This is a genomic window from Curtobacterium herbarum (genome assembly GCF_016907335.1).
GTDB lineage: Bacteria > Actinomycetota > Actinomycetes > Actinomycetales > Microbacteriaceae > Curtobacterium > Curtobacterium herbarum.
Window position 1 is genome coordinate 1,865,637 of record NZ_JAFBBT010000001.1, and the last position, 26,449, is coordinate 1,892,085.

Sequence of the window (26,449 nt, forward strand, 5' to 3'; positions counted from 1 at the left end):
CCGGGTCCAGCCAGCGGCCGCATCGCGCGCCTCAGAACTCGGGACTGCCCGATCCGATGCGCTCGCTGGCGCGGAGGAACAACCCGTCCTCGCACGGTTGCCCAGCAGCGGCGATCGTCGCGTTCGCCGCGGCTGTGCGCAACGCGTCCACGGCTGCAGCTGCGGCGTCGGAACGGTCGCCCTCATCGGGTTCGTCAGGATCCATCCGACGATCTTCCCAGCAGACCGGATCACGCTGATCCGTCGCCTGCTGGCGATGCTCGCCGGACGCGGACGGGCCTGCCGGACACTGCCGGTTCGTCGACTGTCCGGGGCAGTCGGTATCGTCGTGGGGTGCAGAAGTCGGAACGCCCAGGTCTCGCCGTCGGTCGACGCCCCGAGCGGGTCGGCGCGTGACCGGTCCGGCCCCGGCGGACGCGGCCCTCGCCGGCACGATCGAGCGGGAAGCCGACCGCCGCCGCACCGTCGCCGTGATCGCGCACCCGGACGCGGGCAAGTCGACGCTGACCGAGTCGCTGACCCTCGCAGCGTCGGCCATCGACGAAGCGGGCGCGGTGAAGGGCAAGGCCACCCGCCGCGCGACCGTGTCCGACTGGATGGAGATCGAGCGCAGCCGCGGCATCTCGATCAGCTCGGCGGTCGTCCAGCTCGACGCCGCCGGCACGCTCATCAACGTCGTCGACACCCCGGGCCACGCGGACTTCTCCGAGGACACCTACCGTGCGCTCGCAGCCGTCGACTGCGCGGTCATGCTGATCGACGCCGCGAAGGGCATGGAGGCGCAGACGATCCGCCTGTTCGAGGTGTGCCGGACGCGCGACATCCCGGTGATCGCCGTCGTCAACAAGTGGGACCGCCCCGGCCGTGAAGCCCTCGACCTGCTCGACGAGCTGGAGGAGCGCACCGGCCGCGTGCCGACCCCGGTCACCTGGCCGGTCGGCGAAGCCGGCGACCTGCAGGGACTCGTGGACACCACGACCGAGACCCTGACCACGTACGAGTCGACCGGCGGCGGACACCTGCCGGTCGCGACGGTCCGCTCCGGGGCCGAGGCGGCCGAGCGCTTCGGCTCCGCGTGGGCGACCGCGCTCGAAGAGGTCGAACTCACCCGCGAGGTCCGTGGTCTGCCCGACCAGGACGACTTCCACGCGCGGGTCAGCATGCCGGTGTTCTTCGGCGTCGCCACCAAGCACCTCGGCACGGTCGACCTGCTGCGGTTCCTCCGCGACACCGCTCCCCCTGCCCTGCCGCGTCGCACCGAGGACGGTGCACCCCGCCCGGTCACCGAGCCCTTCGCAGCCCAGGTGTTCAAGGTGCAGGCGAACATGGACCCGGCCCACCACGACCAGGTCGCCTTCGTCCGGATCTGCTCCGGTCGCTTCGACCGCGGCATGATGCTCACCCACGCGCAGTCCGGGCGTCGCTTCAACACCAAGCACGCGCTCAGCGTCTTCGGTCGGGAGCGCGACACCGTGGACGTCGCCTGGCCCGGCGACGTCGTCGGCCTCGTGAACGCCACGATGCTGCACCCCGGCGACACGCTCTACAGCGACGAGGCGGTCGAGTTCGAGCCGCTCCCCCGGTTCGCGCCGGAGATGTTCGCCACGGTCGCACCGACCGACCCGAGCACGGCGAAGAAGTTCCGGAAGGGCATGCAGCAGCTGGCCGGCGAGGGCGTCGTGCAGCTGCTCGAGTCCGAGCGTCGGACCGCGCAGGCCCCGATGGTCGGCGTCATCGGCTCGCTGCAGCTCGAGGTCCTGACCTCGCGGCTGCAGGCGGAGTTCGGCACCGCGGTCCGCGTCGAGCCGCTGCCGTGGACGATGGTCCGCCTGGTCACCGACTCCGACCTCGCGTTGCTCGAGCGTCGCCGTGACCTGGAGATCGTGACCACCGACCGCGACCGCTACGGCCTGTTCCGCGACCAGTGGCACCTCAACTCCGTGATGCGCGAGCTCAAGGGCCTGGAGCTGCCGACGCCGGTGTGACCGACGCGACGGGCCGGCTCACCGACGTCGTCCCGGACGGGAGGCGCGGTGCGGGCTGGTGTCGCGCCTCCCGTCCGGCTCCGGTCACGCCCGTCAGTCGGGTGACACGGTCAGCCGGGTGATGCTGGCAGGCGCACCGTGACGCGTCCGGACGACGGGCCGCCGCACGGGTCCGCCGCGTGCGGGCTGTCCCAGCGGAACCGCACCGCCTGCGCGCTGAGCAGCGTGCCGGCCTGGTCGTAGACGGCGACCGCCCCACGGCTCGGCGTGTCCATGCCCAGGTGCAGCGGCCAGCGGACGCCGCCCGACACCGGGGTCGGCGTGCTGCCGAGGGCGGCCTCCGGCGGGTCGGCGAGCGGTTCGTCGGCGGTGGGCGGGGTGCATCCGGCCCCGCCGCACGCCGTCACGGTAGCGACCGCTGCGGTGTCGCCGAGCAGGGTCACCTCGACACCGTTGGCCCAGCCGATCGCGGTGCACGCCGCCGGGCCCGCACAGCCGGCCACCCCGACCGTGACGACGAGGGCGATCGCCGCCGCCCCGCCGCTGACCGCCGCCCGCCCCGTCCCCATGCGACGATCCTGCACCGGTCGGTCCCGACGGCGGGACACGGTTCGGTTACGTCGTGGGGAGCGGCAGCCGCGGTCGCCGGAGGAGCGCGAGCACCGTGGCGGCGGATGCGGCCAGGAGGATCGCCCCGGCCACCGCGGACACGGCTGCGGACGGGTGCACCACCGACTGACCGGCTGCCGCCTGCAGCGTCAGCAGCAGGGTGCCGGCCGCGTAGGCGAGCGAGACGACGACCACGATGCGCACCTGTGTGGTGTCCGAGCACAGTCGCGGAACACTGCGCGCGAGGACCGTCAGCGCCAGCGCCACGAGCGGGATCAGCTGGAGGGCGTGCATGCCGACGAAGTGCGCGACCCGGTAGTCGCCGCCGGTGGTGCTCCACCCCAGGACCGGTAGCCCCGGACCGCCGTCCGCCACGCCGACCGCGTGCGCGCCGACGATGCCGTCCGGGCTCGTCAGCTGGGTCGGCGTCGGACCAGTCATGAGGAACGCGACACCGATGCCGCCCAGGGCGATCACCGCGCCGAGCCGGACGGCGACCGTGAGCGCGGGTGTCGGCAGGCGCAGGAAGAACAGCGCGGCCGAGGTGACGAACGTGCAGAGGTACAGCACGGTGATCGACACCGCCATCACGCCCCACACCACGACGTGCAGGGGTGTCGAGACGTTGAAGTGGCTGGTGGTGCCGGCCGCCGCGGCCCAGAGGATGAGGGCCTGCTCGACGACGAGCGCGAGCGCGATCACCGTGCCGAGACGCTGCGCCAGCCGCTGCCACCGGGGCAGGTGGGCGATCAGCCACGACCAGGTGACGGCGTACAGCAGGATCGACACCGAGAACTTCAGCGGCTTCGCCCACAGCGGCGCACCCACGAGTGTCCGCGGGTCGACCAGCAGCCCGACGACGCTGACCGCCGTGCAGAGCACCATGACCCCGGCGACCGTCATGAGCGCGGGATGCCAGGCGACGGCGCGGCGGATCGCGGCGTTCATCGGGGCTCCACTGAGCCGCTGGTGGCGGTCGTCGCGCTGGTGGCGGTGGTCGCGCTGGTCGTGGGCGCTGCCGGGACGGGGAACAGGTCGTGGGTCGCGTCCTCCTGGGCGATCCGCCGGAGTCCGGCGAACAGCGGGTCACCGAGTACCGTGCCGATCACCATGAGCTCGGCGACCGAGTCCCGGCCGTCGCGACTCTGCAGCGCGGCGACGTCGGCGCGGGCCGCGGTGGCGGCGGCCGTCAGGTACGCGTCGAGGTAGTCGTCGGGGGCGTCGAAGCCGATCGTGGCGAGGCCGTCGAGCGCTCGGGCCGCGGTCTCGTGACCGGGGTTGTCGGTCGTTGCGGCCCACCCGGCGGCGGCGACCCGGTCTGCGATGCGGGCACGGGCCTCCCGGCTGGCGGCGGTCTCCGGTGACCGCGTGTCGGTGATGGCGTACTGGGCGACCTCGAACACCTCGGCGAGCGGAGCGTCGTCGGTGTCGAGGACGGCAAGGACCTGCTTGGCGACGGCGATCGACAGGCCGCCGGTCTCGAGCAGTGCGCGGACCAGGCGGACGCGGTCGACGTGTCGTCGGTCGTACGTGGTCTGGTTCGGGGCGGTCTTCTCGCCCGCGGGCAGCAGGCCTTCGCGCTGGTAGTACTTGACGGCGGTCAGCGGCGTCGCCGCCTCTCGGGCTAGTTCGGATATGCGCACTCTCGGAGAGTACGGCTATCCATTCGACGGACACAAGCGATCCGGCCAGATCCGCACCGGCTGTTCACCCGCCGCTGGGCCGCCGTCGCACCCACTCCGCGATCAGCCCGGTCCCCGCGGTGAAGGCCGGGAGGCCCGGGCGGTTCAGGAAGGCATGCGCACTGCCCGGCAGGACGTGGCGTTCCACGTCGGTACCCGCGTCCGCGAGTTCGGCGGCGAAGCGGTCGCCCGAGGCCCGCATGGTGTCCCGCTCGGCGTTCACGACGAGCGTCGGCGGGAACCCGGTGAGGTCGTGCCCACCCGGGAACGCGTACCGGTGCGCCAGCGCCTGCCGCGTGCCGGCGTGGTTGCGGTTCGCGACGTCGAGCGCCCAGGGTGCGTGCGTGATCCGACGGTGTCCCCGAGAGCGGTGTGCCGGGTCGCCGGTCCGCGAGTGGGTGGCGTGGAAGAACCCGTACGCGAAGACGGCGCCGACCGGGGGCTCGCCGTCGTCGAGCGCGTGCAGGGTCGCCGCGGCGGCCAGACATGCACCGGCGCTCGCTCCGCCGAGGACGATGCCGTCTGGCGACTCCTCCGAAGCAGCTCGTGCCGCGGCGACGACGTCTGCGAGTGGCAGGCGGAAGCGTTCCCGTTCCGCTCGACCCCAGCGCAACCGCCCGGTGCCGGGGAACGGTGCCAGGCGGTAGGCCGCGGTCACCACGGTGATGCCCTGGTCGGCGAGGACACGGGCGACGTCGTGCGCCTCGGGCTGCACAGGGGTCCCGCGGAAGAAGCCGCCGCCGTGCAGCCAGAGGAGCGCCGGGCCGGGGGTGCGGGCCTCCAGGGTCGGGCGGTACCAGCGCAGTGAGTCGGCGCCGACGACGTTCCCCATGCGCGCTCCCCCTCGTTCCGCCACCGTGCGCCCCTCGCACGGGCCTGGCGTCTCCCTGCCCCGACCGTACCGGCTGGCCGGCTGGACACCCGCCACGGGCCCCGTCGTCAGAGCACCGGGCGGACCTCGATGCGCCGGTTGCACGCCCGCGAGGCCTCGTGCGCCAGCCGGAGGGCCGTGTCGTCGTCCGGCAGGTCCCAGATCCAGAACCCGGCGACGTGCTCCGGCGCGTCGACGGCCGGGCCGCGGTGCACGAGTCCGGCGGCGTCGCGGTCGTCGACGACGGTCGACCGTGACGGTTCCGACAGCCCCGCGGCGAAGACCCACTGACCTGCGGCGCGGAGACGTTCGTTGACGTCGTCGACCGCTGATGCTTCCGCGTCCGAGGCGCGCCCGGTCGTCTGCGTTCCCGATGAGGGCCCGCCGTCCAGGACGTTCACGAGGTAGTACATGTCGCCTCCCGTTGCCGATCCGGGGCGGCACCGTTGCCGCTCCTGACGACAGTGTGCGCTCGCGCGGGGCGGGAGTCACGCGTGGCGGTCGGCACCAGGTCAGGCCGTGGCGCGGAGTCGGGCGAGGACCGCTCCGTGCGGCCGCGGTGACCCGCTCGCTGCGACGCGGGTGTGGGTCTCGACGACGTCGAAGCCCGCGGCGTGCAACTCCTGCTCGAGCGCCTCGGCCGACCACCACCAGGCCGTCACGACCGCGTGGTCGAAGGCCTGGACCACGGAGCCGACGAAGAACCCGACCAGGAGCGTCCCGCCCGGCCGCAGGACCCGGGCGAACTCGTCGAGCGGCACCCGGATGGACTCCGGGTCGTGGTGGATCAGCGAGTACCAGGCGAGCACCCCGCCGTGGGTGTCCGCCGCCACGTCGAGGGCGTCGAGGCTGCCCACCGCGAACGGGACACCCGGGTGACTGCCGCGGGCGTGGTCGACGAACGCCGGCACGCTGTCGATCCCGTGGACGTCGTGGCCCTGCTCCGCCAGGAACGCCGTCCAGTGTCCCGGACCGCACCCGGCGTCGAGCAGCGGGCCTTCCACGTCCGCTGCCCACGCGCTGACGAGCTGCACGTCCGACGGGTGCACCGACGCCATCGTCCCGAGGTGCTCGACGTACTCGGCGGCCCGGTCGGTGTACGCGGCCTCGACGTTCGTCCCCATCCGGGCAGGCTACCGACCGGGGCGACGCACGCGGGAGGGGTGTGCGAGGCTCGGCACGTGCAGCACGACGTCGGACCGCAGCCCCGTCCCCGTCCCGACGCGGTCCAGGTGCCCCGGTGAGCGACGTCTTCGTGTTCGGGCCGGCACCGGAGCGCCTCCCGGTCACGACCGAGGTCGTCCGCGGCCTCGTCGCCGAGCAGTTCCCGCAGTGGCGCGATCGACCGGTGCGACCGGTGGACGACGGCGGTTGGGACAACTGGACCTTCCACCTCGGCGACGACCTGTCGGTCCGGATGCCGAGCGCGGCCGAGTACGCACTCGCGGTCGCGAAGGAGCACGACTGGCTCCCCCGGCTCGCCCCGCAGCTCCCGTTCCCGATCTCGGTGCCCGTGGCGCTCGGTCGCCCCAGCGCGGACTACCCCTTCGACTGGTCGGTCCGGCGGTGGATCGAGGGAACACCCGCCTCGACGACCGCGATCGCTGACCTCGACCGCCTGGCGACCGACCTCGCCGGCTTCCTCGCCGCGCTGCAGCGGATCGACCCGAGCGGCGGTCCGGGTCCGGGCGTCCACAACTGGTTCCGCGGTGGATCGCTCCGGACCTTCGAACCGTTCACCACCCGCGCGCTGGCGACGCTGCGGCACCGCGTCGACGTCGACCTCGCTCGGGCGGTCTGGTCGGAGGCCGTCGACGCGCCCTGGGACGGCGACGTGCGGTGGTTCCACGGCGACCTGGCCGCCGGCAACCTCCTGCTGCGAGACGGGCACCTCGCGGCCGTCATCGACTTCGGCACGTGTGGTGTCGGCGATCCCGCGTGTGACCTCGCCGTCGCCTGGACGCTCCTCGACACGACGAGTCGCCGGCGCTTCCGTGCCCTGCTCGACGTGGACGAGGCGAGCTGGGCACGCGGCCGCGGCTGGGCGCTGTGGAAGGCACTGTCGACCGTGGCGAACGCTCCCGACCCGGACGAGCCGGCCGCGGTGGCCGCACGCCGTGCCGTCGGTCAGGTGTTCGCCGAGTTCACGGGACGCTGACGACCCGCCTGGCCTACCGGTCGGCGCTGAGGCTGGCGGTCAGTCGGGTGATGGACTCGCGCCACTCGGCGAGGTCGTCCGACCCGGCGTCGTCCCAGAGCTCGGCGAGTTCACCGTCGGGACTCGCTGCAGCGGCGACGGCCTGCGCGGCGAGGCTGACGAGGGCTGCGTCGGGCTTGCCCGCACGGTCGACGAACTGCGCGATGCTCGCGGTGTACGCGTCGTCCTGGGTCGGGCGTCCGAGTCCGTGGGCCACGACCTCGGCAGCGGCGAGGGCGACTTCCGCGTCGTCGCTGTCGATCTCGGGTCCGGCCTCGGTCGCCGCGGTGAGGGCCGCCTGGACGACGGACCACCCGCGCTCGTCCTCGAGATCACCGACGAAGTCGGCCGCCGCGTCGTTGCCCACCGGTTCTGCGCTCCAGGTCCCCATGCGCCCAGACTAGACACCGCACGCGCACTCCGGCCGGTGACGCGGCCGGACCCCGGCCTCCGTCGGGGTGGACCCGCCACGTCTGGTGCCGCACCGGTGCTCCCCGGCCGTCCCGCGCCTCCCGTCCGTGTCCTGGCGTCGGTCTGCGTCCGGGTGCGTCGGGCGGACGGCAGGTCACCGCGTGACCACCGACACCGTGGACCGGGCGAACAGCCCGGGGACCGCCAGCAGTGCCGTGCGTGCCGGCCGCTCCACCAGCCGGTGGAGCACGGACGCGACCAGCAGCGCCGTGCCGAGCGCCAGGACGGTGAGTGCCAGCCCGCCGATCGCCGGGCGCGGATCGGCGGCCGGCCAGAGCGCGCCGAGCGTGTCGATGACGAGCAGGTGCACGAGGTAGAACGCGAAGGACCGCTCGCCGAGCGCCACGAGCGGCCGCGACGACAGCCCGGTCCGGACGCCGGCGACATCCGCCCGGGCGAGGGCCGCGATGAGCAGCGTGAACCCGAGCAGGGTGAAGCCGTCCAGGGCGAACGGTGACGACGGGAACCGGTCGGCAGCGACGAAGCCGGCGACCGCGACGACCGCGGAGACCACCGGACCCGGTCCGCGCCAGGCACCGGAGCGGATCAGGCACGCGACCGCGACGCCGAGCACGAACTCGGGCAGGCGCGCCGGCGGCCAGTTCCCCGCGGACAGCTGGCCGGGCAGGGCGGCGAGCAGGGACGGCACCGCCAGGGTCAGCAGCACCGACAGGGCGGCAGTGCCCCAGAGGAACCCGGCACGAGCGTGGTGCAGGACGCGGATCAGCAGCGGGAACACGAGGTAGAAGAACGCCTCGCAGACCAGCGACCACGACACCGGGTTGCCTGCCTGCCACCACGGGCCGTGCCAGGAGCTCACCAGCAGGAAGTTCGCCAGCAGCGCCTTCGACGACGTCGTGACGATGCTCGGCATCAGGAAGTGCGCGACCAGGACGGCCAGGACCACGCCGACGAAGTGCAGCGGGTAGATGCGGGCGACACGTCGCCACCAGAACGTCACCGGCCCCGTACCGGGCCGGTGCGCCCAGGCGAGGACGAACCCGGACAGGACGAAGAACAGGGACACGCCGGTGGCGCCGGCACCCATCGTGTCGGACAGGAGGCCCTGGGCGCGTCCGGAGAAGTAGCCCAGGTTCCGCACGTGGTACGCGAAGACGACGAACGCGGCCACCCACCGGAGGCCGGTGAGCGACGGCAGCAGCGGCGTGGTCAGGGCGGGGTCGACGGCAGCGGGGCAGACGGAGTCGCGGCGGGCGGAGTCGCGGTCGGTTCGGGAGGGGTGCATGCGCCCAGCACACGAGATCGGCCGTTGCGGCAGCGTCGGGGTTCCTCCTTACGGCGTCGTTACACCGGGTGTGTTCTGATGACCATGCCGTCGTGCCCCCTGCACTGCGGCGGGAGGAGCACGGTGCGCGTACTCGTGGTCGAGGACGAACCGTTCCTCGCGGACGCCATCCAGGCGGGCCTCCGGCTCGAGGCGGTCTCCGCCGACGTCGTCGGGAACGGTCTCGACGCCCTGGAACGCCTGGCGGTCAACCGGTACGACGTCGTCGTGCTGGACCGAGACCTGCCCGGTATGCACGGTGACGAGGTCTGTGCCCGGATCGTCGCCTCCGAGGACGGCCCGACCGTGCTGATGCTCACCGCGGCGACGACGCTGGGCGACCGGGTGGACGGCCTGCGGCTCGGGGCCGACGACTACCTCGGCAAGCCGTTCGACCTGGAGGAACTCGTCGCGCGCCTCCGTGCCCTCAACCGACGCAGCCGACGACGCCTGCCCCCGGTGCTCGAACGGGCCGGGATCCGCCTGGACCCGTTCCGGCGCGAGGCCTACCGGGACGACCGGTACCTGCGGCTGCCGCGGAAGGAGTTCGCGGTGCTCGAGGTCCTGCTGCGTGCCGAGGGTGGTGTCGTCAGCGCCGAGGAACTGCTCGAGCAGGCGTGGGACGAGAACGCCAACCCGTTCACGAACGCCATCCGGGTCACGATCTCGGGCCTCCGGCGACGGCTCGGGGACCCGGACCCGATCCGCACCACGCCCGGGGTCGGGTACGCGATCGCGCCCGAGGGCGCCGAGGCTACGGACGACACCGAGGAGCGATCGTGACCGGGCAGCCGCGACGGCTGACGATCCGCCTCCGTCTGACGCTCACCTACACGGCGCTCATCCTGCTCACCGGCGGGGCGATGCTCGCGACGGTGTTCGCGGTGCTGGCGATCGTGCCCGGGTACGCGTTCACCGCCGGTCCGTTCCCCTACGGCACGACCCACGACCTCTACACGATCAACGGTCGCGACGACGTCCTGCGGCTGTTCCTCATCGTGTCCCTGCCGGCCCTGGTCGTCATCGGCGGCATCGGCGGCATCGTGAGCTGGTTCGTGGCCGGACGACTGCTGCAGCCGCTCCGGCAGATCGCCGCGACCGCTGAACGGCTCGACGACCGGAACCTCGACGCGCGCATCGCGGTCGACGGACCCCACGACGAGATCCGTGACGTGGCCGACACGGTGAACGCGATGCTCGACCGACTCGAGGCGTCCTTCACCAGCCGGTCCCGGTTCACCGCGAACGCGTCCCACGAACTCCGCACCCCGCTGGCGAGCATGAAGACGATGCTGCAGGTCGCACTCCGGACGGAGCACCCGCCCGAGACGGCACGGACCCTCGACCGGCTCCACACGACGGTGGACCAGATGACCTCGATCACCGCTGCGCTCCTGGAGCTCGCCCGCGGTGACTCGGACCTGGCAGCTCGGCCGGTCGCGCTGCGGAACGAGGTCGCGTCCGCCCTGCACACGGTGGACGCCGAGCTCGTCGCCCGCCGTCTCCGGGTGACGGTGCGCCTGGACGACGTGGTCGTGACCGGGGAGCCGGTCCTGCTCCGCCAGCTGGTCGTGAACCTCGTCCGGAACGCCGTCGTGCACAACGTCCCGGGCGGCGCGATCGACATCGCCGTCACCGCGCAGCCCCGCGTCCGGCTGACCGTGGCGAACGACGGTCGGGCGATCACGTCCGCCGAGGCCGCGACGCTGACCGAACCGTTCCGCCGACTGGACCGTGCGCGCAGTGACGGCAGCGGCTTCGGACTCGGCCTGGCCCTCGTGCAGAAGGTCGCGACCGCGCACGGGGCGACGCTCGAGCTGACGCCGAGGGACGGCGGCGGGTTGCTGGTCGCCGTGACCTTCGGCGCCGGCGACCAGCGGAACGCCGTCGACTAGACGATGACGACCTGCGCGTGGACGAGGATCTCGTGCAGGTCGGGACGCAGCGCCTCCTGCGAGGACGTCTGCACCTTCACGATGAGCGCCGCTCCGGGCTTCGCGAACGCGCGGGCCACCGTCGCCGACCAGGAGCCGTCCGAGTTGTGGCCGGCGATCGACAGGAACTGCGCGGTGCCGTCGGTCATGGTCGGCAGGAGCTGTTCCTCGAGCTGTGCGGCCGGCAGCCCGGACGCCGTGAACAGCTGCTCGGTGGCTGCACGGTCCCCGATCGACGGGTCCAGGTCGGTGATGCGCTGCTGCGTGATCGTCGCGACGGAGCCGTCGGACTTCGTGTACTCACGCGTCCCCGAGGCGGGGTCCTCACCGGTCTGCTTCCAGTCGCCGAGTGCGGAGACCTCGAGGCTGAACGCCGGCAGCTTGGTCGTGGAGAGCGCGGCGCCGTCCTCGAAGGTCAGGTCGGTCGGCATCGCCGCCTCAGCGGTCGGCGTCGGCGTCGGCGTCGCTGCTGCTGCTGCTGCTGCTGACGATGCCGTCGACGTGGGCCGCTCGCTCGCCGGCGTGGTGCTGCCGGGGCCGGCGCAACCGGCCAGCGCGATGACGGCGATGACCGTGGCTGCGCCCGCGGTGGTGATCCTGGACGTGATCGACATGTGTTCCCCCTGGTTCCGCCGTGCGCCCCGTGCACCGGCGAGTACCCATCCGAGCTTAGAGGTCGGGGACGCGGCCCGCGCACCGGTGGTCCGGCACCTCCGGACCGGGCGCTCGTCGGTGCGCGTGGGTCAGTCGGGGCGCGTGGGTCAGCGGGGGCGGAGGCGCAGAGTCTGGAGGCCGCCATCGACGACGACGTCGGCGCCGGTCGTCGAGCCGGCGTCTCGGCTGGTGAGGAAGAGGACGGCTTCGGCGATCTCCGCCGGGGCGACGAGTCGACCATGGGGTTGCCGGTCGGCGAGAGCGGCCCGTTCCGCGGCTGGGTCCGCTGCGGAGTCGAGGAGTCGCTGGACCCACGGTGTGTCTGCGGTTCCCGGGCTGATGCAGTTGACCCGGATCCCTTCGCGGAGGTGGTCGGCTGCCATCGCTCGGGTGAGTGCGCGGATCGCGCCCTTCGTGGCGCTGTAGAGCGCCCGGTCGGGCAGTCCCGTGGTGGCGGCGATCGAGCAGGTGTTGACGATCGACGCGGCACTCGATGCGCGGAGGAAGGGGAGCGTGTGACGGCTGACCCGCACCGCTCCGACGACGTTGACGTCGAAGAGGCGGTGCCACTCCGCGTCGTCGTTGGTCTCGACCGTGCCCTGCGCGCCGATGCCGGCGTTGTTGACGACGACGTCGAGCCCGCCCATCGCGGCCACGGCCTCGGTGACGGCTGTCGCGACGGCGCTGTCGTCGCTGATGTCGCAGACCAACGGGAACGCACCCGTCGGCGTTCCGGTGGTGTCGATGTCGAGCACCGACACGGTTGCGCCGCGGGTGAGCAGCGCACGGGTGACCGCGGCGCCGATCCCGGACGCGCCGCCGGTGACGATCGCGCGGAGCCCGGCGTGACCGGCTGCTTGCCCATCGGTGGAGAGCGGTTCGTCGTTCATGCCTGCCTCGTTTCCTGGCGTCGACGTCCCGGGCCCTCGATGCGGACGTCCACGACGTCGCCGGTGGTCAGGAACGGGTGGTGGCCAGCGCGGGCGACGCTGCACGAGGTACCGGCAGCTCCGTCAGACGATCGTCTGACACGCAGAACAGTAGGCGGTTCCGTCCGCTGACGAGGGCGCTGGAACTGATGATCGCCAGGGCATGCCCTGAGTGATCGAGCAGCCGACGCCGGAGCCGCCGCGACCGGCAGCGGACGACGGACGACGAGGACCCCCGCTCCCCTGCCCGGAGGCCGGCAGGACCGGGGGCCCTCGACGGTCATCAGCGCTTCAGGTTCGTCAGCTCCTGCAGCACTTCGTCCGAGGTGGTGATGATGCGAGCGTTCGCCTGGAAGCCGCGCTGCGCGACGATCAGGTTGGTGAACTCCTGCGACAGGTCCACGTTCGACATCTCGAGCGTGCCGGCGGCCAGCGAGCCGACGCCCGCCGATCCGGGGACGCCGACGGTGGCGGCGCCGGAGTTCGCGGTCGCGCGGTAGCCCGACGCGCCGGTCTTCTCGAGGCCCGCCGGGTTGGCGAAGGTGGCGAGGGCGATCCGGCCGACGGCGAGCGAGGTGCCGTTCGAGAACGTGCCCATCACGGTGCCGTCCTTCGCGATCGAGTAGCTCTTCAGCGACCCGGCCTCGTGCCCGTTCTGCGACGAGATCGACGCGGTGTTCAGTGCGGCGAACCCGGTCAGCTGGGTCATGTCGACCGCGACGCCGCCGACCTGCAGGGTGGCCCCGCGGGTGATCTTGCCGTCGGCGCCGAAGGTCACGGTGCCGGTGGCCGAGGCGCCCTGCCCGTTCGACGCGGCGACGCTCCAGCCGGTGGCGGTCTTCGTGTAGGCGAGCGACAGGGTGTGCTTGGTGCCGGACTGGTCGTAGACGGTGGCGTCGCGGTTGAGGACGTCGCCGGTCTTCGTGTCGGACGGCAGGTTGCCGGTGACGCCGGCGGTGCTGGTCGCGGTGGCCGGGGCAGCGGCCTGCAGGGGCAGGGTGATGTCGCTCATCTGCCCGCCGTCGTCGACGACGCCGTCGGTGGCCGAGTAGCCCTGCACGATCTTGCCGTCGGCGGTGACCAGGCGGCCGTCGGCGTCGAAGTCGAACGCACCGGCGCGGCTGTACACGGTGTCGTTGCCCAGGCGGGTGACGAAGAAGCCGTCGCCGGAGATCATCAGGTCGGTCGCCTTGCCGGTGGCCTGCGCGGAGCCCTGGGCGAAGTTGGTGGAGACGCCGGCGACCTGCACGCCGAGGCCGATCTGCGCCGGGTTGGTGCCGCCGATGCCGGTCTGGGGGCCGCCGGCACCCTGGGTCATCTGCGACAGGGTGTCCTGGAAGACCGTGGTCGAGGACTTGAAGCCGACGGTGTTGACGTTGGCGATGTTGTTGCCGGTGACGTCGAGCATCTCCTGGTGGGAGCGGAGGCCGGAGATCCCGGAGTAGAGCGAGCGGAGCATGGTGCGTCCCTTCGTGGACGAGGAGTGTGTGGGAAGAGGGTGGGTCAGGAACCGGAGGCGGTGGTGATACCGGAGATCACGTCGAGATCGACCTCCTTCCCGTTCACGGTCACGGTCGGCACGCTCTTCGCGTAGGACACCGCGGTGGCGGTCCCCGTGACGGCCGCGCCGGAGGCGGCGTCGGTGTAGCTGACCTGCTTCCCGACGAGGTTCGCGGCGGCCATGCGCATCTGCAGCGAGAAGTCCTCGTTGGCCGTCGTGGTCTGGTTGGTGATCTGTTCCATCATCGCGAGCTGCGTCTGCTGGCTGATCATCTGGTTCGTGTCCATCGGCGACGACGGGTCCTGGTTGCGCAGCTGCGTCACGAGGAGCTTCATGAAGACCTCGGAGTCCATCGTCTGCGACCGCGACGAGGTCGGGTTGGCGGCGACTGCGGCGGCGGCCGTGGCGGTGTCCACGGAGCCGGTGATCCCGTCGAGTGGCATGGTTCTCGTTCCTTGTCGTGGTGGCCGGTCAGGCGAGGACGTCGAGTCCCGCGGTGCGGACGGTGGTCGGGGCGGACGGGAGGGCCGGGGCGGTGCCGGTGCGGGCCTCCCGGCTGGCGGGGTGGTCGGGCTCGCGACCGGTCCCCTCGCGCCCGGCGGTGTCGGCGCCGGCACGGCCCTGGCCGTCGGTGCCGGCGTCCGCCGGGTGGTTCTGCGCCGACAGGTCGAGCGTGGTGCTCCCACCGGAGTCGCGGCGGAGGTCCGGCAGGATCTGCCGCACCGCGTCGCGCCCCGCGTCGGAGGCGGCGAACAGCTCCACGTGCATGCCGTGTCCGGTGACGTGGGCGCGGACGGTGACGGGGCCGAGGGCCTCCGGTGTGAGCTGCACGGTCAGGACGTGCTCGCCGGGGCCGGCGTGCGCGAGGGTGAACAGCGGACGCCCGAGCTGCTGCGCTAGCGGCTGCGGTGCGGAGGCGGGCGCGGCCGGCGCGGACGGCGTTGCGGTAAGCGCGCCGCTCACGGCAGTGGTGGTCGCGGGGACCGCCAGCAGGGAGGGCGCATCGGTCGCGGCGGTACCGGCCGGGAGGCTCGCCGCGCCCTGGTCCGCACCGGCTGCGGTCGCGGGGTGGCCGGCCGGGGTGGCGACCGGGGTGGCGGCCGTCGCCGGCGCGGCGACGGCCGCCTGCGCGCCCGGGAGCGCGGCGGCTGCGTGCCGGGTGGCTGCGTGCTGGTCGGGCGCTGCCGGGGTCGTAGCCGCTGGCGCAGCCACCGCTGCTGCTGCGGTCGACTGTCCGGCGGGAGCGGTGGGCTGGGTGGCGGCACTGGACGCGAGTGCTGACCCGGCCGGTACCAACGCCGGAGTCCCGACGATGCCCGCAGCCGGGGCGGTGGACGCCGTGTCGTGAGCCGACGACGATGTCGCGACCGGGGCCGCCGGGGCCGTGCCCATAGCGGCGGCGACGAGCGACACGGGGCTCGGGAGGACCGGGGTCGGCAGGACCGGTGTCGGTGTGCCGGTCGCGGCGTCGACGCTGGGCCCCGGCGTCTCCGCGCCCGCGTCGTCACCGGTCGTGGCGGTGGTCACGAGCGTGGTGACCGTCCCCGCTGCCGGGTCCTGCTCGACGACGGCTCCGGCCGTGCCCGTGCCCGTGCGTGTGGCGGCGGTGGTGCCCGGTGTGAGCACGGTCGGGGCGGACTCGGCGGCGACGGCCTCCATCGTGGCGGCGTCGCTCGGGACGGCGTCGTTCGTGGTGGTACCGGTCGCGGCGGCACCCCGGGTCCCGGGCGTCGGCGCGACGAGTCCGGCCGCGCTCGCCGTCGGGCTCGCCGTCGGCGCAGCATCCGAGGCGCTCGTGTCCCGCGTCGGTTCCGGTCGTCCCCGGTCGCGCTGGCCAGACCCGGACACCGCGGTCAACGCGGCTCCGAACGCGGCGCCCGACCGGGCCTCGCCCACACCGGATCGCTCCCCCGATGCACGCGGCCGCACCACGGCCGGCACCGACGGCATCAGCGAACCCGTCGCGAGGGCGCTCATGCGGCACTCCCGGCGAACAGCGACTGCAGCGCGGCCATCTGCACATCGGTGGCCTTCGGGGCGCTCGGCGCACCGACCGAGCGGGCGACCTGCGCGGCGGAGGTGGCCGCAGCCTCCTGGCCGGAGGGCACGATGCGGCGGATCGTGGCGATGTCGGAGTCCTTGTACCAGTTGTCCACGATCCGGACGTCCTTGCCGGGGCGCGGGGCGTGCAAGACCTTGCCGTCGCCGACGTAGATGACGATGTGGCCCTCGCCCCTGGGGACGATGAGGTCGCCGGGCTGCGCCTGCGCGAGCGACGGCACCGCGACGCCCATGTCGGCCTGGTCCGGCACGACACGGGGCATCGTGACGCCGAGGTCCTTGAACACGGTCTGCACCAGGCCCGAGCAGTCCATGCCGGCGCGGGTCTCGCCGCCGAACACGTACGGCACGCCCAGGTACTTCTTCGCCGCGGCGACGACGGCGTCCCCGGTCGCACCGCTGCCGGTGGCCAGGGTGCCGCGCCCGGCGTCGACGGAGGTGGCGGGTGCGGCGGCGCTCGGTCCGGTACCGGTGGTCCCGGCGGACGTGGCCGCCGCTCCGAGGCCCGACCAGGCCCCGTTCTCGGTCGCGAGTGCGTCGGCGAAGGTGGACGCGGCGGCCGACGACGCAGCGGCGGAGCCGGCGGCGGTCCCGGCGGTGCTGCCCTGCAGCGTCTCGATCTGGCTGCGGATCTCGCTGATCCGCGACAGCACGGCGTCGATGCTCATCGGTGTCCCCCCTCGGTGCGGCGACGGGCCGCGATCTCGTCGAGCGCGTTCTGCTCGGCACGCAGGTCCTCGGCGGTGACCCGCGTGGTGTGCTGGCCCTCGAGCTTCTCCAGCCCGAGTGCCGAGCGGCGTGCGGCGTTGTAGGTCTCCTGCGCTCGGTCGGCGTCGGCGCGGCGCGACCGGACGACGGCGTCGAGCTCCTCGAGCATCCCCCGCGTCGCTGCCCGGGCCGCGGCGACGGCGCTGAGCGTCGCGGCGTCGGTGATCGTCGACGGTTGGTCGTCCAGGGTGCGGCGGGCTGCCATCCGGGCGTCGGCGGCGTCGCGGACCCGGCCGTTGGCGTCCGCCAGGGTCGCGGTTGCCCGGTCCTGCTCGGCGTGCCGCAGGCGCAGGAGTCCGGCGAGCGGGAAGCGGCGGGCCATCAGACGAGCCCTCCGCCGACACCGAGGGTGCGGACGAGCCCGGCCAGGCGCTCCCACGAGCCGGCGGCGGTGACCTGCTCGGCCATGCCCTGCCGGAGGAACCCGTCGATGGCGTCCTGGTGGTCGACGGCCGCGTCGACGAGCGGGTTCGTGCCGCGCTGGTACGCACCGACGTCGAGCAGGTCCTGGGCGGCACGTCGTGCGGCCATCACCTTCCGGAGCGCGGTCGCGGTCGCACGCTGCTCGGGGGTCGTGACCTTCGAGGCGACGCGGGAGATCGACCCGAGGGCGTCGACGGACGGGAAGTGTCCGGTGACGGCGAGCTTCCGGTCGAGGACCACGTGCCCGTCCAGGATGCTGCGGGCGGCGTCGGCGATCGGCTCGTTGTGGTCGTCGCCGTCGACCAGGACCGTGTAGATCCCGGTGACGCTGCCGACCCGGTCGGTGCCGGCGCGCTCGAGCAGCCCGGCGAGCACCGAGAACGTCGATGGCGGGTAGCCCCGGGTGGCCGGCGCTTCGCCGACGGACAGGCCGATCTCGCGCTGCGCCATCGCGACGCGGGTGAGCGAGTCCATCATGAGCACGACGTCCTGCCCGGCGTCGCGGAACGACTCGGCGATCCGGGTCGCCACGAACGCGGCGCGCAGGCGCATCAGGGCGGGCTCGTCGGACGTCGACACGACCACGATCGAGCGGGCCAGGCCATCGGCGCCCAGGTCGTCCTCCAGGAACTCCCGGACCTCGCGGCCACGCTCGCCGACCAGGGCGATGACGGTGACGGCGGCGTCGCTCCCCCGCGCGATCATCGACAGCAGCGAGGACTTGCCGACGCCGGAGCCCGCGAACAGGCCCATGCGCTGCCCGCGGCCGACGGTGGTCAAAGTGTCGAGCACGCGGACGCCGAGCTGCACCGGGGTGTCGATGCGGGTGCGGGCCATCGCGTTCGGGGTGTCGTGGTCGAGCGGCACCCAGGCATCGGCGTCGAGGGGGCCGCGGTCGTCGATCGGCCGCCCGAGTCCGTCGAGCACCCGGCCGAACAGACCGGTGCCGGTCGGTACGAGCACCGGTCGCCCGGTCGAGCGCACGGGGGTGCCGGCGGTGATGCCGGTGAGTCGGCCGAGCGGCATGCAGCGGACACCGGAGGCGTCGGTGGCGACGACCTCGACGGCGGTCTGCGGGGTCTCGTCGGCACCGACGGTGAGGACCTCGCCGACGTGGGCGTCGAGCCCGGCGACGGTCAGGCCGAGGCCGACGGCGCTCGTCACGGTCCCCACCCGCTGTGGCCGGGCGGCGCGGAGGGCGTCGTCGAGGCCGCGCGGACGCAGCAGCGTCGCGGCCGTCACCGGGCACCGCCGAGTGCGGCACGGGCGCGGGCGAGTGCGGCGTCGATCCGGGCGTCGAGCAGCCCGTCCGGCAGGTCGACGACGGCGTCACCGTCGCGCAGGGTCGGGTCGGCGACGACGGGCACCGGCACGGTCAGGTCGGCGATCGCGGCGGCGTCGGCCGGGCTCAGCCGGACCGCGGTCACGACGGGTGCGGCGGCGACGTCGAGCGCGCGGCGGAGTGTCGCCTCGGCGGCGACCGACGGCCCGCCGACGACGGTGGGGTCGGTCCGGGAGGCCCGCACCGCGTACCCGACGACGGCCTCGGCCAGGTCGACGGCCGCGCTGGTGACCGACTCCTCCGCGGCGGCGAGCACCGGCGCGACCCGGTCCCGCAGCGCCGCGGCGGTCCGCTCGAGGACGGCGAGCCGGTCGACGACGAGCGCCTCGAGGTCGGCGAGCCGAGCGGCGTGCTCGGCGTCCATCCGGGCGCGCACGGCTTCGGTCTCGACCTGGGCGGCGCGGAGTCCGGCGGCGTACCCGGCGGCGTGACCGCGGACGTCGGCGCTGGCGGCTCGGCGTGCCAGGGCGGCGTCGGTGATCACCGGGAAGGCGACCGGGGCGAAGTGGTCAGTCAACGAGCTCGTCCTCCTCGGCGCGGTGGACGGTGATGACGCCCTGGGCCTCGAGCTCGCGGACGGAGCGGACGACCTCGGCGCGGGCCTCCTCGACCTGCGATACCCGGACCGGGCCCATCGACTGCAGTTCGTCGTCGAGCAGCTCGCGGTTGCGCTCGGACACGTTCGCGCGGATCGTCTCGACGACCGGCGTGGACGCACCCTTCATGGCGGTGGCCAGGATCTTCGAGTCGATGCCGCGGAGCACCTGCTGGATGTCGCGCGACTCGAGCTTCACGATGTCCTCGAAGGTGAGCATCCGCGAACGGATGTCCTCGGCGAGTTCCGGGTCACGGGCCTCCAGACCGTCCAGCACGGCCTTCTCGGTGGCGACGTCCGAGCGGTTGATGATCTCGACCAGCGGCGCGATGCCGCCGACGACCTCGACGCTCTCGCGCGGCGAGACGACGGCCCCGGCGCGCGAGCGCAGGACGCCGGCGACGATGCCGACCGACTCGGGTGTCGCGGTGCCCATGGTGGCGAAGGCCTGCGCGACGTCGGTGCGGACGCGCTCGTCGACGCCGGCGAGCACGGCGCTCGCCTGGGCGGGCTGCAGGTGCGCCAGGACGAGTGCGATGGTCTGCGGCAGCTCGCCCTCGAGCAGGGCGATGACCTGCCCGGGCTCGGCGTCGTCGAGGAACTCGAACGACTGGCCGGCCAGGTTGGACGCGAGCCGGTCCATCACGCCGGCGGCGCGCTCGGCGCCGAAGGACGCCTCGAGCAGGCCGAGCGCGGTCTCCTTGCCGCCGCGACGGCTGGTGCGACCGGTGCGGGTCAGGCGGTGGAACTCGCCGAGCGTGCGGTCCACGACCTCGTCGTCGACGCGGCGCATCCGAACGATCTCCTGCGAGATCTCCTCGGCCTCCAGCTCGGTGAACTGCTTCATCACCTCGGCGGCACGCTCGGTGTCCATCTGCATGAGGATGAGCGCGACCTTCTGCGCCCCGGTCAGCGGTCGGTCGGTGCCGGGCGCGGGGACGACGGCGCTCACACCGAGGCCCGGTCGTCGAGCAGCCCGCGGAGGAGCTCGGCGGTCCGCTTCGGGTCACGCTCGGCGAGGGCCGCGATGTCCTGGCGGCGGCGTTCCGCGGTGATCTCGTCGGTCGTCAGCACCTCGGTCGGGGCGTCGTCGTGCGGCAGCGCCTGGAGCGCGACGGTCGGGGCGTCGCCGGCGTCGAGCCCGGTGCGGACGTCGGCCGGCTCCACGGCGAGGGGCAGCGGGAACCCCTCGCCGAACGCGTCGAGCTCGCCGATGTCGACCTGTTCGCGCTGCTGGCGGCGACCACGGCGGGCCAGGAAGACCATCAGGGCGATGAGGGCCAGGACGATCCCGACGACGATGCCGGCGGTGCGGATCGCCGACCAGAGCGCCTCCTGCTGGTCGGCCTGCTGCTGCGCCTCGAGCGCCTTCGCGGCGTCGTCGGCGGCGCTGGTGTCGAAGTCCATCACCGCGACCTTGACCTGGTCGCCCCGGGTCGCGTCGACACCGGCGGCGTTCGCCACCAGGTCGTTGATGCTCTGCAGGTTGACGCCCTGCACGGACTTCGCCTTGGCGTTCAGCGCGACCGAGATCGTCTGGCGGTCCATCGCCCCGGCCGGGATCTGCGTGGTCTCGGTGGTCTTGTCGACGGCGTTGTTCTTCGTCGCGGACTGGTTCTCGTACCCACCGTCGCCGGTCCCGGTGCCCGTCTTCGCGGTGCCGTTCGGGACGGCGATGTTGTCCGGGCCGAGCACACCGGTCGCACCGGTGCCGGCACCGCTCGCGCCGGCGCCGTACTGCTCCTTCGTGGACGACTCGTTGAGCGCCACCGGGCCGGTCGTCGGCGTCGTGAAGGACTCGGTCGTGCGGGTGCCGGAGTTGTCGCTCATGGTCGCGGCGACGACGACGCTGGCGTTGCCCGCCCCGAGCGTGGTGTCGAGCAGGTCCTGGACCTTCTTGCTCGTCGCGGCGTCGTAGTCGGCGGCCTGGTCGGTGCCGGACCCGGTCGCTCCGGTGCCGACGGCCGACAGGGTCTGGCCCTTCTGGTCGACCACCGAGACGTCGGTCGGCTGCATGCCCTCGACGGCAGCGCTGGTGAGGTGCACGATCGCCTGGACCTGGTCGGTGTCGAGCTGGGCACCGTTCTTCGTGGCGATGAAGACGGACGCGGTGGGGTCCTTCTCCTCGGACACGAAGACCGACTTCTTCGGGATCGCCAGCTGCACGCTCGCGGTCTGCACGCCGTCCATCGCGGAGATCGTCTTGGCGAGCTCGCCCTCGATCGCGCGCTTGTAGGTGACGTCCTGCTGGAACTCGGAGCTCGTGACGCCCATGGTGTCGAGCAGCGAGTAGCCGCCCTCGTTCGACGACGGCAGCCCGTTCGAGGCGGCCTTGAGCCGCTCGGTGTAGACCTTCGACTGCGGCACCAGGATCGTCGCGCCGCCGTCGGTGAGCTGGAACGGCACACCGTCGGTCGTCAGCTGGTCGGTGACCGAGCTGGCGTCCGCCGCGGCCAGACCGGTGAACAGCGGCGCGTAGGACGGCTTGCCGAGCCAGGACGCCAGCGCGATCCCGCCGAGCACGAGCGCCGCGATGCCGATGACCGCGATGGTCCGCTGCGCGGCCGTGAACCCCTTGACGTACGCGCCGAGACGGCCGAGCACGTTCTGGATGCCGGCGGGCATCAGGCCTGCATCCGCATGATCTCGTTGAACGCGTCGACGCCCTTGTTGCGGACGGCGGCGACGAGTTCGAGGGTGACCTGGGCGCGGGTGGACGCGATGGTGGCGTCGTGGATGTCGTCGAGGTTGCCCGTGACGGCCTGCAGCGCCAGGGTCTTCGAGTCGCTCTGCAGCTGCTGCAGGCCGTCGACGGCGTTGCCGAGACTCGCGGCGAACCCGTCGCCCCCGCTGCCGGAGACCGCGGACGAGCCGCGGTCGCTGCTGGTGCCGGTGACGTCGGTCACGGCGTTCGTCATCGCGTTGGTGGTCACACCGTTCACGGCGTCGATGGGCATCAGTTCTTCCCGATCTGCAGTGCCGCCTCGTAGGCGGTCTTGGCACGGTCGACCACGGCGGCGTTCGCCTGGTAGCCGCGCTGGGCCATGATGAGGTCCGCCATCTGCGTGCCGAGGTCGATGTCCGGCATCCGGACGTACCCTTCGGCGTTCGCGAGCGGGTTGTCCGGGTCGTAGGTCACGCGGCCGGCGGCGCTGCCGAACGCGGCGCCCTTGACGTAGGCGCCGGAGACGCCGTTGCCCTCCTGGACCTCGACGTAGCGGGCCTGGAACGCGGAGTCGTCCATCGAGCGGACGGTGTTGACGTTGGCGATGTTGTCCGAGATCGCGTCGAGCCACTTCCGGTGCACGGTCATGCCGGTGCTCGCGATCCCGATCGCGTCGAAGGTCGTCACGAGTTCGTCCGCATCGCCGCACGGACCTGGGTGAGCTCGGAGTTCATCGCCTGCGTCGCGAACTGGTACCGCAGCACGGTGTCGACGTTGGAGAGCGTCTCCTCGTCCAGGTCGACGTTGTTGCCGTTCGTGTTCGTCGGCTCGAGGCTCCGCGCGACGGTCGGCGTGGTGTGGCCGTCGCCCTCGACGACGGACTTCGCCAGTGCGTCCTCGAACTGCACCTTCTCGGCGTGGTAGTTCGTGGTGTTGATGTTCGCGATGTTGTTCGCGATGACGCGCTGGCGCATCGACAGACCGTCGAGTGCGCTCTGCAGCGCGGCCGACGTCACGGAGTCGAACACGGATGGGTCCCCTCGTCGGGCGTCGTCCAGCGGGACGTCGCCGAGGCGGTGGTGGCCGATCCGTGGCCGGGTGGTCGAGCGATCCGTGCTCGACAGGGGCTATCGGCGCGGCGTCCGAGCGGTGTTAGCGCTCGCCCCGAACGGGGGCCGGTCCGCCCGCTACGCGCTCGCGTCGAGGTAGACGGCGGCCTGCGGGGTGCGCGTCCCGTCGACCGCGCGGAGCGCGGCGAGGTGCTCGAGCGTCACCCGGCGGGCGTCCTCGACGGCGGCGATCCGGTCGCGCTGCGCGGCGAGCAGCCGGGAGGCACGGCCCACCAGCTCGCGCGGCACCGGTCCCAGCCCGGTCGGCTCGGACCAGGGGGTCGTGGTCGCGTCGCCGAGGCTCGTTTCGAGGTCGGCGAGGGCCGCCTCCCAGCGGGCGTGCGCCGCGGTGTCGTCGATGGACACGGCGGCGTCGACGGACACGGTGTCGTCGACGGTCGCGACGGCCTCGGCGTCAGGCGACACCGAGCGCCCCACCCGCGGTGTGCTGCGGAGCGACCGGGGTCGCCGGCAACGAGGCCGCCGCGTCGTGCCACGCCTGGCGGAGCGGGTCGAGGATCCGGATGCAGTCGCGGGTGGCCTGGACGTCCCGGTGCACGTTCGCCGTGATGAGCGAGGTCGACGCGTAGTTGTACACGGCGAGCAGTCCCTCGCCGCCGTCCCAGACGTCGATCTTCAGCGTCGAGGACAGCTCCCCGACGATGGCCTGCGCGTGCAGGAGCTGCTCGCGGGCAGTGTCCCAGTCGGCGGCGACCTGGGCGGTCTCGGCGCGGTGCAGGTCGAGCAGCAGCCGGTCGTAGAGCATCGTGACGAGCTGCGCGGGTGTCGCCGACAGCACCGCCTCGTTCGTGTACTGGGCGCGGCGCTGGTCGGTGACGGTGCGGGGCTTCGCGGCCTGCCGGAAGGCGGCGGACCCGCTGAGGTCGAAGGCGTTCATGACGGTTCTCCTACGGCTCACTGGGACAGCGACGAGAGCTGACCGGCGAGCCAGCTGGACTGCGACTGCAGTTTGCTGAGGCTGGTCTCGAGCGCGGCGTACTGCGTCTGCAGCGTCGCCCGGCGCATGGTCAGTCGGTCGGTCCACGAGTCGATCTGGGTGGTGAGGTCCGTGACCACGGACTGCTTGCCCGTGATCGCGGTCGTGATGGAGCCGGTGTACTTGTCGCTCGCGGCCGTGGCGGCGTCCGCGACGGCCTGCGCCACCCCGGACATGATCGCCTGCGTGCCGGCGGGGTCGGCGGCCAGGGCCTTCTGGAACGCGGCGGCGTCGAAGTCGAAGTCGCCGTCCTTCGAGATGACGATGCCGATCGACGACGGCGACCTCCCGTCGACCGGGGTCGACATCGCACTCGTCAGGCGCTGGACGGCCGACCGTGTGGTGGCGTCGCCGAGCAGGACACCGGCCGTGGTGCTCGTGGTCCCGTTCGTCGGGCTGGTCGTGCTCGTCACACCGGTGTTCGACGCGTAGTACGACGTGACGGCGTTGAGCGCGTCGACGAGCCCGGACGCCACGGCCTGCGCCTTCGTGCTGTCCCGGCCGACCGTGACGGTGGTCGGGTCGGTCGAGGCCTTCGACACCGTGACGCTGACACCGGGCAGCAGGTCGGCGAACGTGTTCGTCCCGCTCGTGACGGTCTGCGCTGCAGCCGTGCCGGCCCACAGGGTGACCGACGCGTCGGAGGCCCGGGTCACCACCGCCGCGCCGGGCTCGGCCAGCACGTCGGTCGCGGTCCCGGCGGTCACGTCCGCCGCGGTGCCCCGGTGCAGGGTGAAGCCGTTCGCGGCGCCCGTCGTGGTGCTCGTCAGCTGCAGCCGGTAGAGCTTCGTGCCGTCGGCGTCGGTCCCCGCGGCGACCTTCGTGGCGGTGACCCCGGCGGCGGAGCCGTTGATCGCCGTCACGGTGTCGTCGAGCGAGCCCGACGCCGGCGTGACCGTGGTGCTCGTGCCGTCCGGCTTCGTGAACGTCAGCGCCGACGCGGTGTCCCCCCAGGACAACATCGCGGCGGTGACACCGACCTGTGCGGCGGCCGTCTGCCCGACCGTGACGGACACGGACCCGGCGGTGGCGGTCGCACTCGCCGAGACGGTCACGTTCGTGGCGCTCGACGACGCCGTGTACAGGTCGAGCGAGCCGGGCTTCGCGGCGACCGCGGCCTTGGTGGCCAGGGACTGCACGAGCCCGTTGATGGTCTGCAGCGACGAGATGAAGGAGTTGGTCGTGGTGACCTTCGCCTTGAGCAGCGACTGCGGGACCTGTTCGACGCTCATCAGCGAGTTGATGAGGTCGGTGGTCTTGAGCCCGGAGACCAGACCGTCGATCGCGAGCGAGCTGCTCGTCGCGGACGTGGTGGACATCGCTGGCTCCCCGGTGGTCGGCGGCTCGGAGGACGGGTGGACCGACCGTGGTCAGTCGGCAGGGGTGGACGCCACCACCGGGGAGCACGCGAACGGCTCCGCGGTGGTGGCGACCGGTGCGACTAGCGGAGCAGCGACAGGACGCCCTGCGTGCTCTGGTTCGCCTGCGCGAGCATCGACGTGCCGGCCTGGCTGAGGATGTTGTCGCGCGTGTACTTGACCATCTCCTCCGCCATGTCGACGTCGGTGATGCGGGACTTCGCCGCGGTGAGGTTCTCCTTGGCCACGTTCGTCACGTTGATGGCGTGGTCGAAGCGGTTCTGGACAGCACCGATGCTCGAGCGTGCCTCGGACACGGTCTTGATCTGGGCGTCGATCGTGGTGATCGCCGCCTGGGCGTCGGCGTTGCTGGCGAAGCTGATCTTCGCGGCGACGGCGTTGCCGTCCGCGTCGGTCCCGCCGGCCACGGTCAGGTTGCTGGCGATGTCCTTGACGTTCGCCTTGCCGAGGTCGACCGAGATCTGCGAGGACTCACCCGCGTTCGCACCGACCTGGAAGGTCAGCTTGCCGTCCTTGGCGGTTCCCGCCGAGCCGTCGAGCAGGTTGATGCCGTTGAAGTTCGTCGAGCTCGCGATGCGGCCCAGCTCCTTCTGCAGCTCCCCCACCTCGGTGGTGATGGCGGTGCGCGAGTCGGCGTTGTTCGAGTCGTTGCCGGCCTGGACGGCCAGGTCGCGCATGCGCTGGAGGATCGAGTGGGTCTCGGTGAGGCCACCTTCAGCGGTCTGCACGACGGAGATGCCGTCCTGCGCGTTGCGGGCGGCGACCGTGAGGCCACCGACCTGGGACTTCAGACCCTCGGAGATCGACAGACCGGCAGCGTCGTCGGCAGCACGGTTGATGCGGAGGCCGCTCGAGAGCTTCTCGAGGGACTTCGACAGGTCGTTCTGCGTCGCGTTGAGGTTCCGGTACGTGTTGAGTGCCGAGAGGTTGGTGTTGATGGACATACCCATGATGTGTTCCTCCGTGAAACTGGGCCGATCGTCAGTCCGTCC

General features: G+C 72.8%; 31 protein-coding genes. 4 read left to right on the top strand and 27 right to left on the bottom strand.

Annotated elements, in window-relative coordinates; genetic code table 11:
• Positions 1 to 31 precede the first annotated feature (31 nt).
• Positions 32 to 205 carry a hypothetical protein gene (locus tag JOD51_RS08940; RefSeq protein WP_204607932.1) on the bottom strand — a complete coding sequence of 58 codons (174 nt, stop codon included), beginning with the start codon at positions 203 to 205 and terminating at the stop codon, positions 32 to 34.
• 187 nt (positions 206 to 392) lie between these two features.
• Here JOD51_RS08940 and JOD51_RS08945 point away from each other — a divergent pair, with 187 nt between their 5' ends.
• The gene (locus tag JOD51_RS08945) at positions 393 to 1,985 is read left to right on the top strand and encodes a peptide chain release factor 3 (RefSeq protein WP_259556897.1); all 1,593 of its coding nucleotides are present in this window, start codon (positions 393 to 395) and stop codon (positions 1,983 to 1,985) included.
• Between the two features lie 110 nt (positions 1,986 to 2,095).
• On the opposite strand, the gene JOD51_RS08950 is transcribed toward JOD51_RS08945, so the two are convergent.
• The 6 genes from JOD51_RS08950 to JOD51_RS08975 form a co-directional block, all read right to left on the bottom strand.
• Complete coding sequence (locus JOD51_RS08950; RefSeq protein ID WP_204607933.1) at positions 2,096 to 2,554, bottom strand: hypothetical protein; 459 nt, start codon at positions 2,552 to 2,554, stop codon at positions 2,096 to 2,098.
• 46 nt (positions 2,555 to 2,600) lie between these two features.
• Positions 2,601 to 3,542, bottom strand: coding sequence for a hypothetical protein (locus JOD51_RS08955; RefSeq protein ID WP_204607934.1), 942 nt, complete (start codon positions 3,540 to 3,542; stop codon positions 2,601 to 2,603).
• The gene (locus JOD51_RS08960; protein WP_204607935.1) at positions 3,539 to 4,237 is read right to left on the bottom strand and encodes a MerR family transcriptional regulator; all 699 of its coding nucleotides are present in this window, start codon (positions 4,235 to 4,237) and stop codon (positions 3,539 to 3,541) included. The genes JOD51_RS08955 and JOD51_RS08960 overlap by 4 nt, the downstream gene beginning before the upstream one ends.
• Positions 4,238 to 4,301: 64 nt before the next feature.
• Positions 4,302 to 5,108: an alpha/beta hydrolase gene (locus JOD51_RS08965; RefSeq protein WP_204607936.1), complete on the bottom strand. Its 807-nt coding sequence runs from the start codon at positions 5,106 to 5,108 to the stop codon at positions 4,302 to 4,304.
• Positions 5,109 to 5,215: 107 nt separating this feature from the next.
• On the bottom strand, positions 5,216 to 5,560 hold the full coding sequence (locus JOD51_RS08970; protein WP_204607937.1) for a YciI family protein: 345 nt from the start codon (positions 5,558 to 5,560) through the stop codon (positions 5,216 to 5,218).
• Positions 5,561 to 5,659: 99 nt separating this feature from the next.
• On the bottom strand, positions 5,660 to 6,271 hold the full coding sequence (locus JOD51_RS08975) for a class I SAM-dependent methyltransferase (RefSeq protein WP_204607938.1): 612 nt from the start codon (positions 6,269 to 6,271) through the stop codon (positions 5,660 to 5,662).
• A gap of 116 nt (positions 6,272 to 6,387) precedes the next feature.
• Between JOD51_RS08975 and JOD51_RS08980 the strand changes: the two genes are divergently transcribed.
• A complete protein-coding gene (locus JOD51_RS08980) occupies positions 6,388 to 7,305 on the top strand; it encodes an aminoglycoside phosphotransferase family protein (RefSeq protein WP_259556901.1) in 918 nt (305 codons plus the stop codon).
• 13 nt (positions 7,306 to 7,318) lie between these two features.
• Here the strand turns inward: JOD51_RS08980 and JOD51_RS08985 are convergent, their stop codons facing one another.
• Positions 7,319 to 7,735, bottom strand: a complete 417-nt coding sequence (locus JOD51_RS08985) for a DUF4259 domain-containing protein (protein ID WP_204607939.1) — start codon at positions 7,733 to 7,735, stop codon at positions 7,319 to 7,321.
• Between the two features lie 174 nt (positions 7,736 to 7,909).
• A complete protein-coding gene (locus JOD51_RS08990) occupies positions 7,910 to 9,061 on the bottom strand; it encodes an acyltransferase family protein (protein ID WP_204607940.1) in 1,152 nt (383 codons plus the stop codon).
• 123 nt (positions 9,062 to 9,184) lie between these two features.
• Between JOD51_RS08990 and JOD51_RS08995 the strand changes: the two genes are divergently transcribed.
• Positions 9,185 to 9,883 carry a response regulator transcription factor gene (locus JOD51_RS08995; protein ID WP_204607941.1) on the top strand — a complete coding sequence of 233 codons (699 nt, stop codon included), beginning with the start codon at positions 9,185 to 9,187 and terminating at the stop codon, positions 9,881 to 9,883.
• Positions 9,880 to 10,995, top strand: a complete 1,116-nt coding sequence (locus tag JOD51_RS09000; protein WP_204607942.1) for a sensor histidine kinase — start codon at positions 9,880 to 9,882, stop codon at positions 10,993 to 10,995. Before JOD51_RS08995 ends, JOD51_RS09000 begins: the two co-directional genes overlap by 4 nt.
• Here the strand turns inward: JOD51_RS09000 and JOD51_RS09005 are convergent.
• The 18 genes from JOD51_RS09005 to JOD51_RS09090 all read right to left on the bottom strand — a co-directional run bounded on the left by JOD51_RS09005 (position 10,992) and on the right by JOD51_RS09090 (position 26,407).
• Positions 10,992 to 11,648, bottom strand: a complete 657-nt coding sequence (locus JOD51_RS09005) for a hypothetical protein (RefSeq protein ID WP_204607943.1) — start codon at positions 11,646 to 11,648, stop codon at positions 10,992 to 10,994. The genes JOD51_RS09000 and JOD51_RS09005 overlap by 4 nt on opposite strands.
• A gap of 147 nt (positions 11,649 to 11,795) precedes the next feature.
• Positions 11,796 to 12,578, bottom strand: a complete 783-nt coding sequence (locus JOD51_RS09010; RefSeq protein ID WP_204607944.1) for an SDR family NAD(P)-dependent oxidoreductase — start codon at positions 12,576 to 12,578, stop codon at positions 11,796 to 11,798.
• 322 nt (positions 12,579 to 12,900) lie between these two features.
• Positions 12,901 to 14,076 carry a flagellar hook protein FlgE gene (locus tag JOD51_RS09015; RefSeq protein WP_204607945.1) on the bottom strand — a complete coding sequence of 392 codons (1,176 nt, stop codon included), beginning with the start codon at positions 14,074 to 14,076 and terminating at the stop codon, positions 12,901 to 12,903.
• A gap of 44 nt (positions 14,077 to 14,120) precedes the next feature.
• Complete coding sequence (locus JOD51_RS09020; RefSeq protein ID WP_204607946.1) at positions 14,121 to 14,561, bottom strand: flagellar hook assembly protein FlgD; 441 nt, start codon at positions 14,559 to 14,561, stop codon at positions 14,121 to 14,123.
• Between the two features lie 28 nt (positions 14,562 to 14,589).
• The gene (locus JOD51_RS17355) at positions 14,590 to 16,095 is read right to left on the bottom strand and encodes a flagellar hook-length control protein FliK (RefSeq protein WP_204607947.1); all 1,506 of its coding nucleotides are present in this window, start codon (positions 16,093 to 16,095) and stop codon (positions 14,590 to 14,592) included.
• Positions 16,092 to 16,847, bottom strand: coding sequence for a C40 family peptidase (locus JOD51_RS17360; RefSeq protein WP_204607948.1), 756 nt, complete (start codon positions 16,845 to 16,847; stop codon positions 16,092 to 16,094). The genes JOD51_RS17355 and JOD51_RS17360 overlap by 4 nt, the downstream gene beginning before the upstream one ends.
• On the bottom strand, positions 16,844 to 17,269 hold the full coding sequence (locus JOD51_RS09035; RefSeq protein WP_204607949.1) for a flagellar FliJ family protein: 426 nt from the start codon (positions 17,267 to 17,269) through the stop codon (positions 16,844 to 16,846). The genes JOD51_RS17360 and JOD51_RS09035 overlap by 4 nt, the downstream gene beginning before the upstream one ends.
• Positions 17,269 to 18,612: a FliI/YscN family ATPase gene (locus JOD51_RS09040; protein ID WP_204607950.1), complete on the bottom strand. Its 1,344-nt coding sequence runs from the start codon at positions 18,610 to 18,612 to the stop codon at positions 17,269 to 17,271. The genes JOD51_RS09035 and JOD51_RS09040 overlap by 1 nt, the downstream gene beginning before the upstream one ends.
• Complete coding sequence (locus tag JOD51_RS09045) at positions 18,609 to 19,229, bottom strand: FliH/SctL family protein (protein WP_204607951.1); 621 nt, start codon at positions 19,227 to 19,229, stop codon at positions 18,609 to 18,611. Before JOD51_RS09045 ends, JOD51_RS09040 begins: the two co-directional genes overlap by 4 nt.
• Positions 19,222 to 20,259: a flagellar motor switch protein FliG gene (gene fliG, locus JOD51_RS09050; RefSeq protein WP_204607952.1), complete on the bottom strand. Its 1,038-nt coding sequence runs from the start codon at positions 20,257 to 20,259 to the stop codon at positions 19,222 to 19,224. Before fliG ends, JOD51_RS09045 begins: the two co-directional genes overlap by 8 nt.
• Positions 20,256 to 21,932 carry a flagellar basal-body MS-ring/collar protein FliF gene (fliF, locus tag JOD51_RS09055; protein ID WP_204607953.1) on the bottom strand — a complete coding sequence of 559 codons (1,677 nt, stop codon included), beginning with the start codon at positions 21,930 to 21,932 and terminating at the stop codon, positions 20,256 to 20,258. Before fliF ends, fliG begins: the two co-directional genes overlap by 4 nt.
• Positions 21,932 to 22,264 (bottom strand): flagellar hook-basal body complex protein FliE, encoded by a 333-nt coding sequence (gene fliE / locus JOD51_RS09060; RefSeq protein ID WP_204607954.1) that lies wholly within the window; start codon positions 22,262 to 22,264, stop codon positions 21,932 to 21,934. The genes fliF and fliE overlap by 1 nt, the downstream gene beginning before the upstream one ends.
• Entirely contained in the window at positions 22,264 to 22,659 is a 396-nt protein-coding gene (locus tag JOD51_RS09065) for a flagellar basal body rod protein FlgC (RefSeq protein ID WP_111044204.1), read from the bottom strand. The genes fliE and JOD51_RS09065 overlap by 1 nt, the downstream gene beginning before the upstream one ends.
• Positions 22,656 to 23,000, bottom strand: coding sequence for a flagellar basal body protein (locus JOD51_RS09070; RefSeq protein ID WP_204607955.1), 345 nt, complete (start codon positions 22,998 to 23,000; stop codon positions 22,656 to 22,658). The genes JOD51_RS09065 and JOD51_RS09070 overlap by 4 nt, the downstream gene beginning before the upstream one ends.
• Positions 23,001 to 23,159: 159 nt before the next feature.
• Positions 23,160 to 23,507, bottom strand: a complete 348-nt coding sequence (locus JOD51_RS09075) for a hypothetical protein (protein ID WP_204607956.1) — start codon at positions 23,505 to 23,507, stop codon at positions 23,160 to 23,162.
• A complete protein-coding gene (gene fliS / locus JOD51_RS09080; protein WP_204607957.1) occupies positions 23,497 to 23,979 on the bottom strand; it encodes a flagellar export chaperone FliS in 483 nt (160 codons plus the stop codon). Before fliS ends, JOD51_RS09075 begins: the two co-directional genes overlap by 11 nt.
• A gap of 17 nt (positions 23,980 to 23,996) precedes the next feature.
• On the bottom strand, positions 23,997 to 25,397 hold the full coding sequence (gene fliD / locus JOD51_RS09085) for a flagellar filament capping protein FliD (protein WP_204607958.1): 1,401 nt from the start codon (positions 25,395 to 25,397) through the stop codon (positions 23,997 to 23,999).
• A gap of 122 nt (positions 25,398 to 25,519) precedes the next feature.
• Positions 25,520 to 26,407 carry a flagellin N-terminal helical domain-containing protein gene (locus tag JOD51_RS09090; protein WP_204607959.1) on the bottom strand — a complete coding sequence of 296 codons (888 nt, stop codon included), beginning with the start codon at positions 26,405 to 26,407 and terminating at the stop codon, positions 25,520 to 25,522.
• Positions 26,408 to 26,449: the final 42 nt, after the last annotated feature.

Coding starts and splice junctions, on each gene's coding strand:
- JOD51_RS09010 (WP_204607944.1), bottom strand. CDS start 12,578: ATGAACGACGAACCGCTCTCCACCGATGGGCAAGCAGCCGGTCACGCC.
- JOD51_RS08940 (WP_204607932.1), bottom strand. CDS start 205: ATGGATCCTGACGAACCCGATGAGGGCGACCGTTCCGACGCCGCAGCT.
- JOD51_RS08970 (WP_204607937.1), bottom strand. CDS start 5,560: ATGTACTACCTCGTGAACGTCCTGGACGGCGGGCCCTCATCGGGAACG.
- JOD51_RS17360 (WP_204607948.1), bottom strand. CDS start 16,847: ATGAGCATCGACGCCGTGCTGTCGCGGATCAGCGAGATCCGCAGCCAG.
- fliD (WP_204607958.1), bottom strand. CDS start 25,397: ATGTCCACCACGTCCGCGACGAGCAGCTCGCTCGCGATCGACGGTCTG.
- fliF (WP_204607953.1), bottom strand. CDS start 21,932: ATGCCCGCCGGCATCCAGAACGTGCTCGGCCGTCTCGGCGCGTACGTC.
- JOD51_RS08965 (WP_204607936.1), bottom strand. CDS start 5,108: ATGGGGAACGTCGTCGGCGCCGACTCACTGCGCTGGTACCGCCCGACC.
- JOD51_RS08950 (WP_204607933.1), bottom strand. CDS start 2,554: ATGGGGACGGGGCGGGCGGCGGTCAGCGGCGGGGCGGCGGCGATCGCC.
- JOD51_RS09020 (WP_204607946.1), bottom strand. CDS start 14,561: ATGCCACTCGACGGGATCACCGGCTCCGTGGACACCGCCACGGCCGCC.
- JOD51_RS09005 (WP_204607943.1), bottom strand. CDS start 11,648: ATGTCGATCACGTCCAGGATCACCACCGCGGGCGCAGCCACGGTCATC.
- JOD51_RS08955 (WP_204607934.1), bottom strand. CDS start 3,542: ATGAACGCCGCGATCCGCCGCGCCGTCGCCTGGCATCCCGCGCTCATG.
- JOD51_RS09035 (WP_204607949.1), bottom strand. CDS start 17,269: ATGGCCCGCCGCTTCCCGCTCGCCGGACTCCTGCGCCTGCGGCACGCC.
- JOD51_RS17355 (WP_204607947.1), bottom strand. CDS start 16,095: ATGAGCGCCCTCGCGACGGGTTCGCTGATGCCGTCGGTGCCGGCCGTG.
- JOD51_RS08990 (WP_204607940.1), bottom strand. CDS start 9,061: ATGCACCCCTCCCGAACCGACCGCGACTCCGCCCGCCGCGACTCCGTC.
- JOD51_RS08985 (WP_204607939.1), bottom strand. CDS start 7,735: ATGGGGACCTGGAGCGCAGAACCGGTGGGCAACGACGCGGCGGCCGAC.
- fliS (WP_204607957.1), bottom strand. CDS start 23,979: ATGAACGCCTTCGACCTCAGCGGGTCCGCCGCCTTCCGGCAGGCCGCG.
- fliE (WP_204607954.1), bottom strand. CDS start 22,264: ATGCCCATCGACGCCGTGAACGGTGTGACCACCAACGCGATGACGAAC.
- JOD51_RS09015 (WP_204607945.1), bottom strand. CDS start 14,076: ATGCTCCGCTCGCTCTACTCCGGGATCTCCGGCCTCCGCTCCCACCAG.
- JOD51_RS08975 (WP_204607938.1), bottom strand. CDS start 6,271: ATGGGGACGAACGTCGAGGCCGCGTACACCGACCGGGCCGCCGAGTAC.
- JOD51_RS09090 (WP_204607959.1), bottom strand. CDS start 26,407: ATGGGTATGTCCATCAACACCAACCTCTCGGCACTCAACACGTACCGG.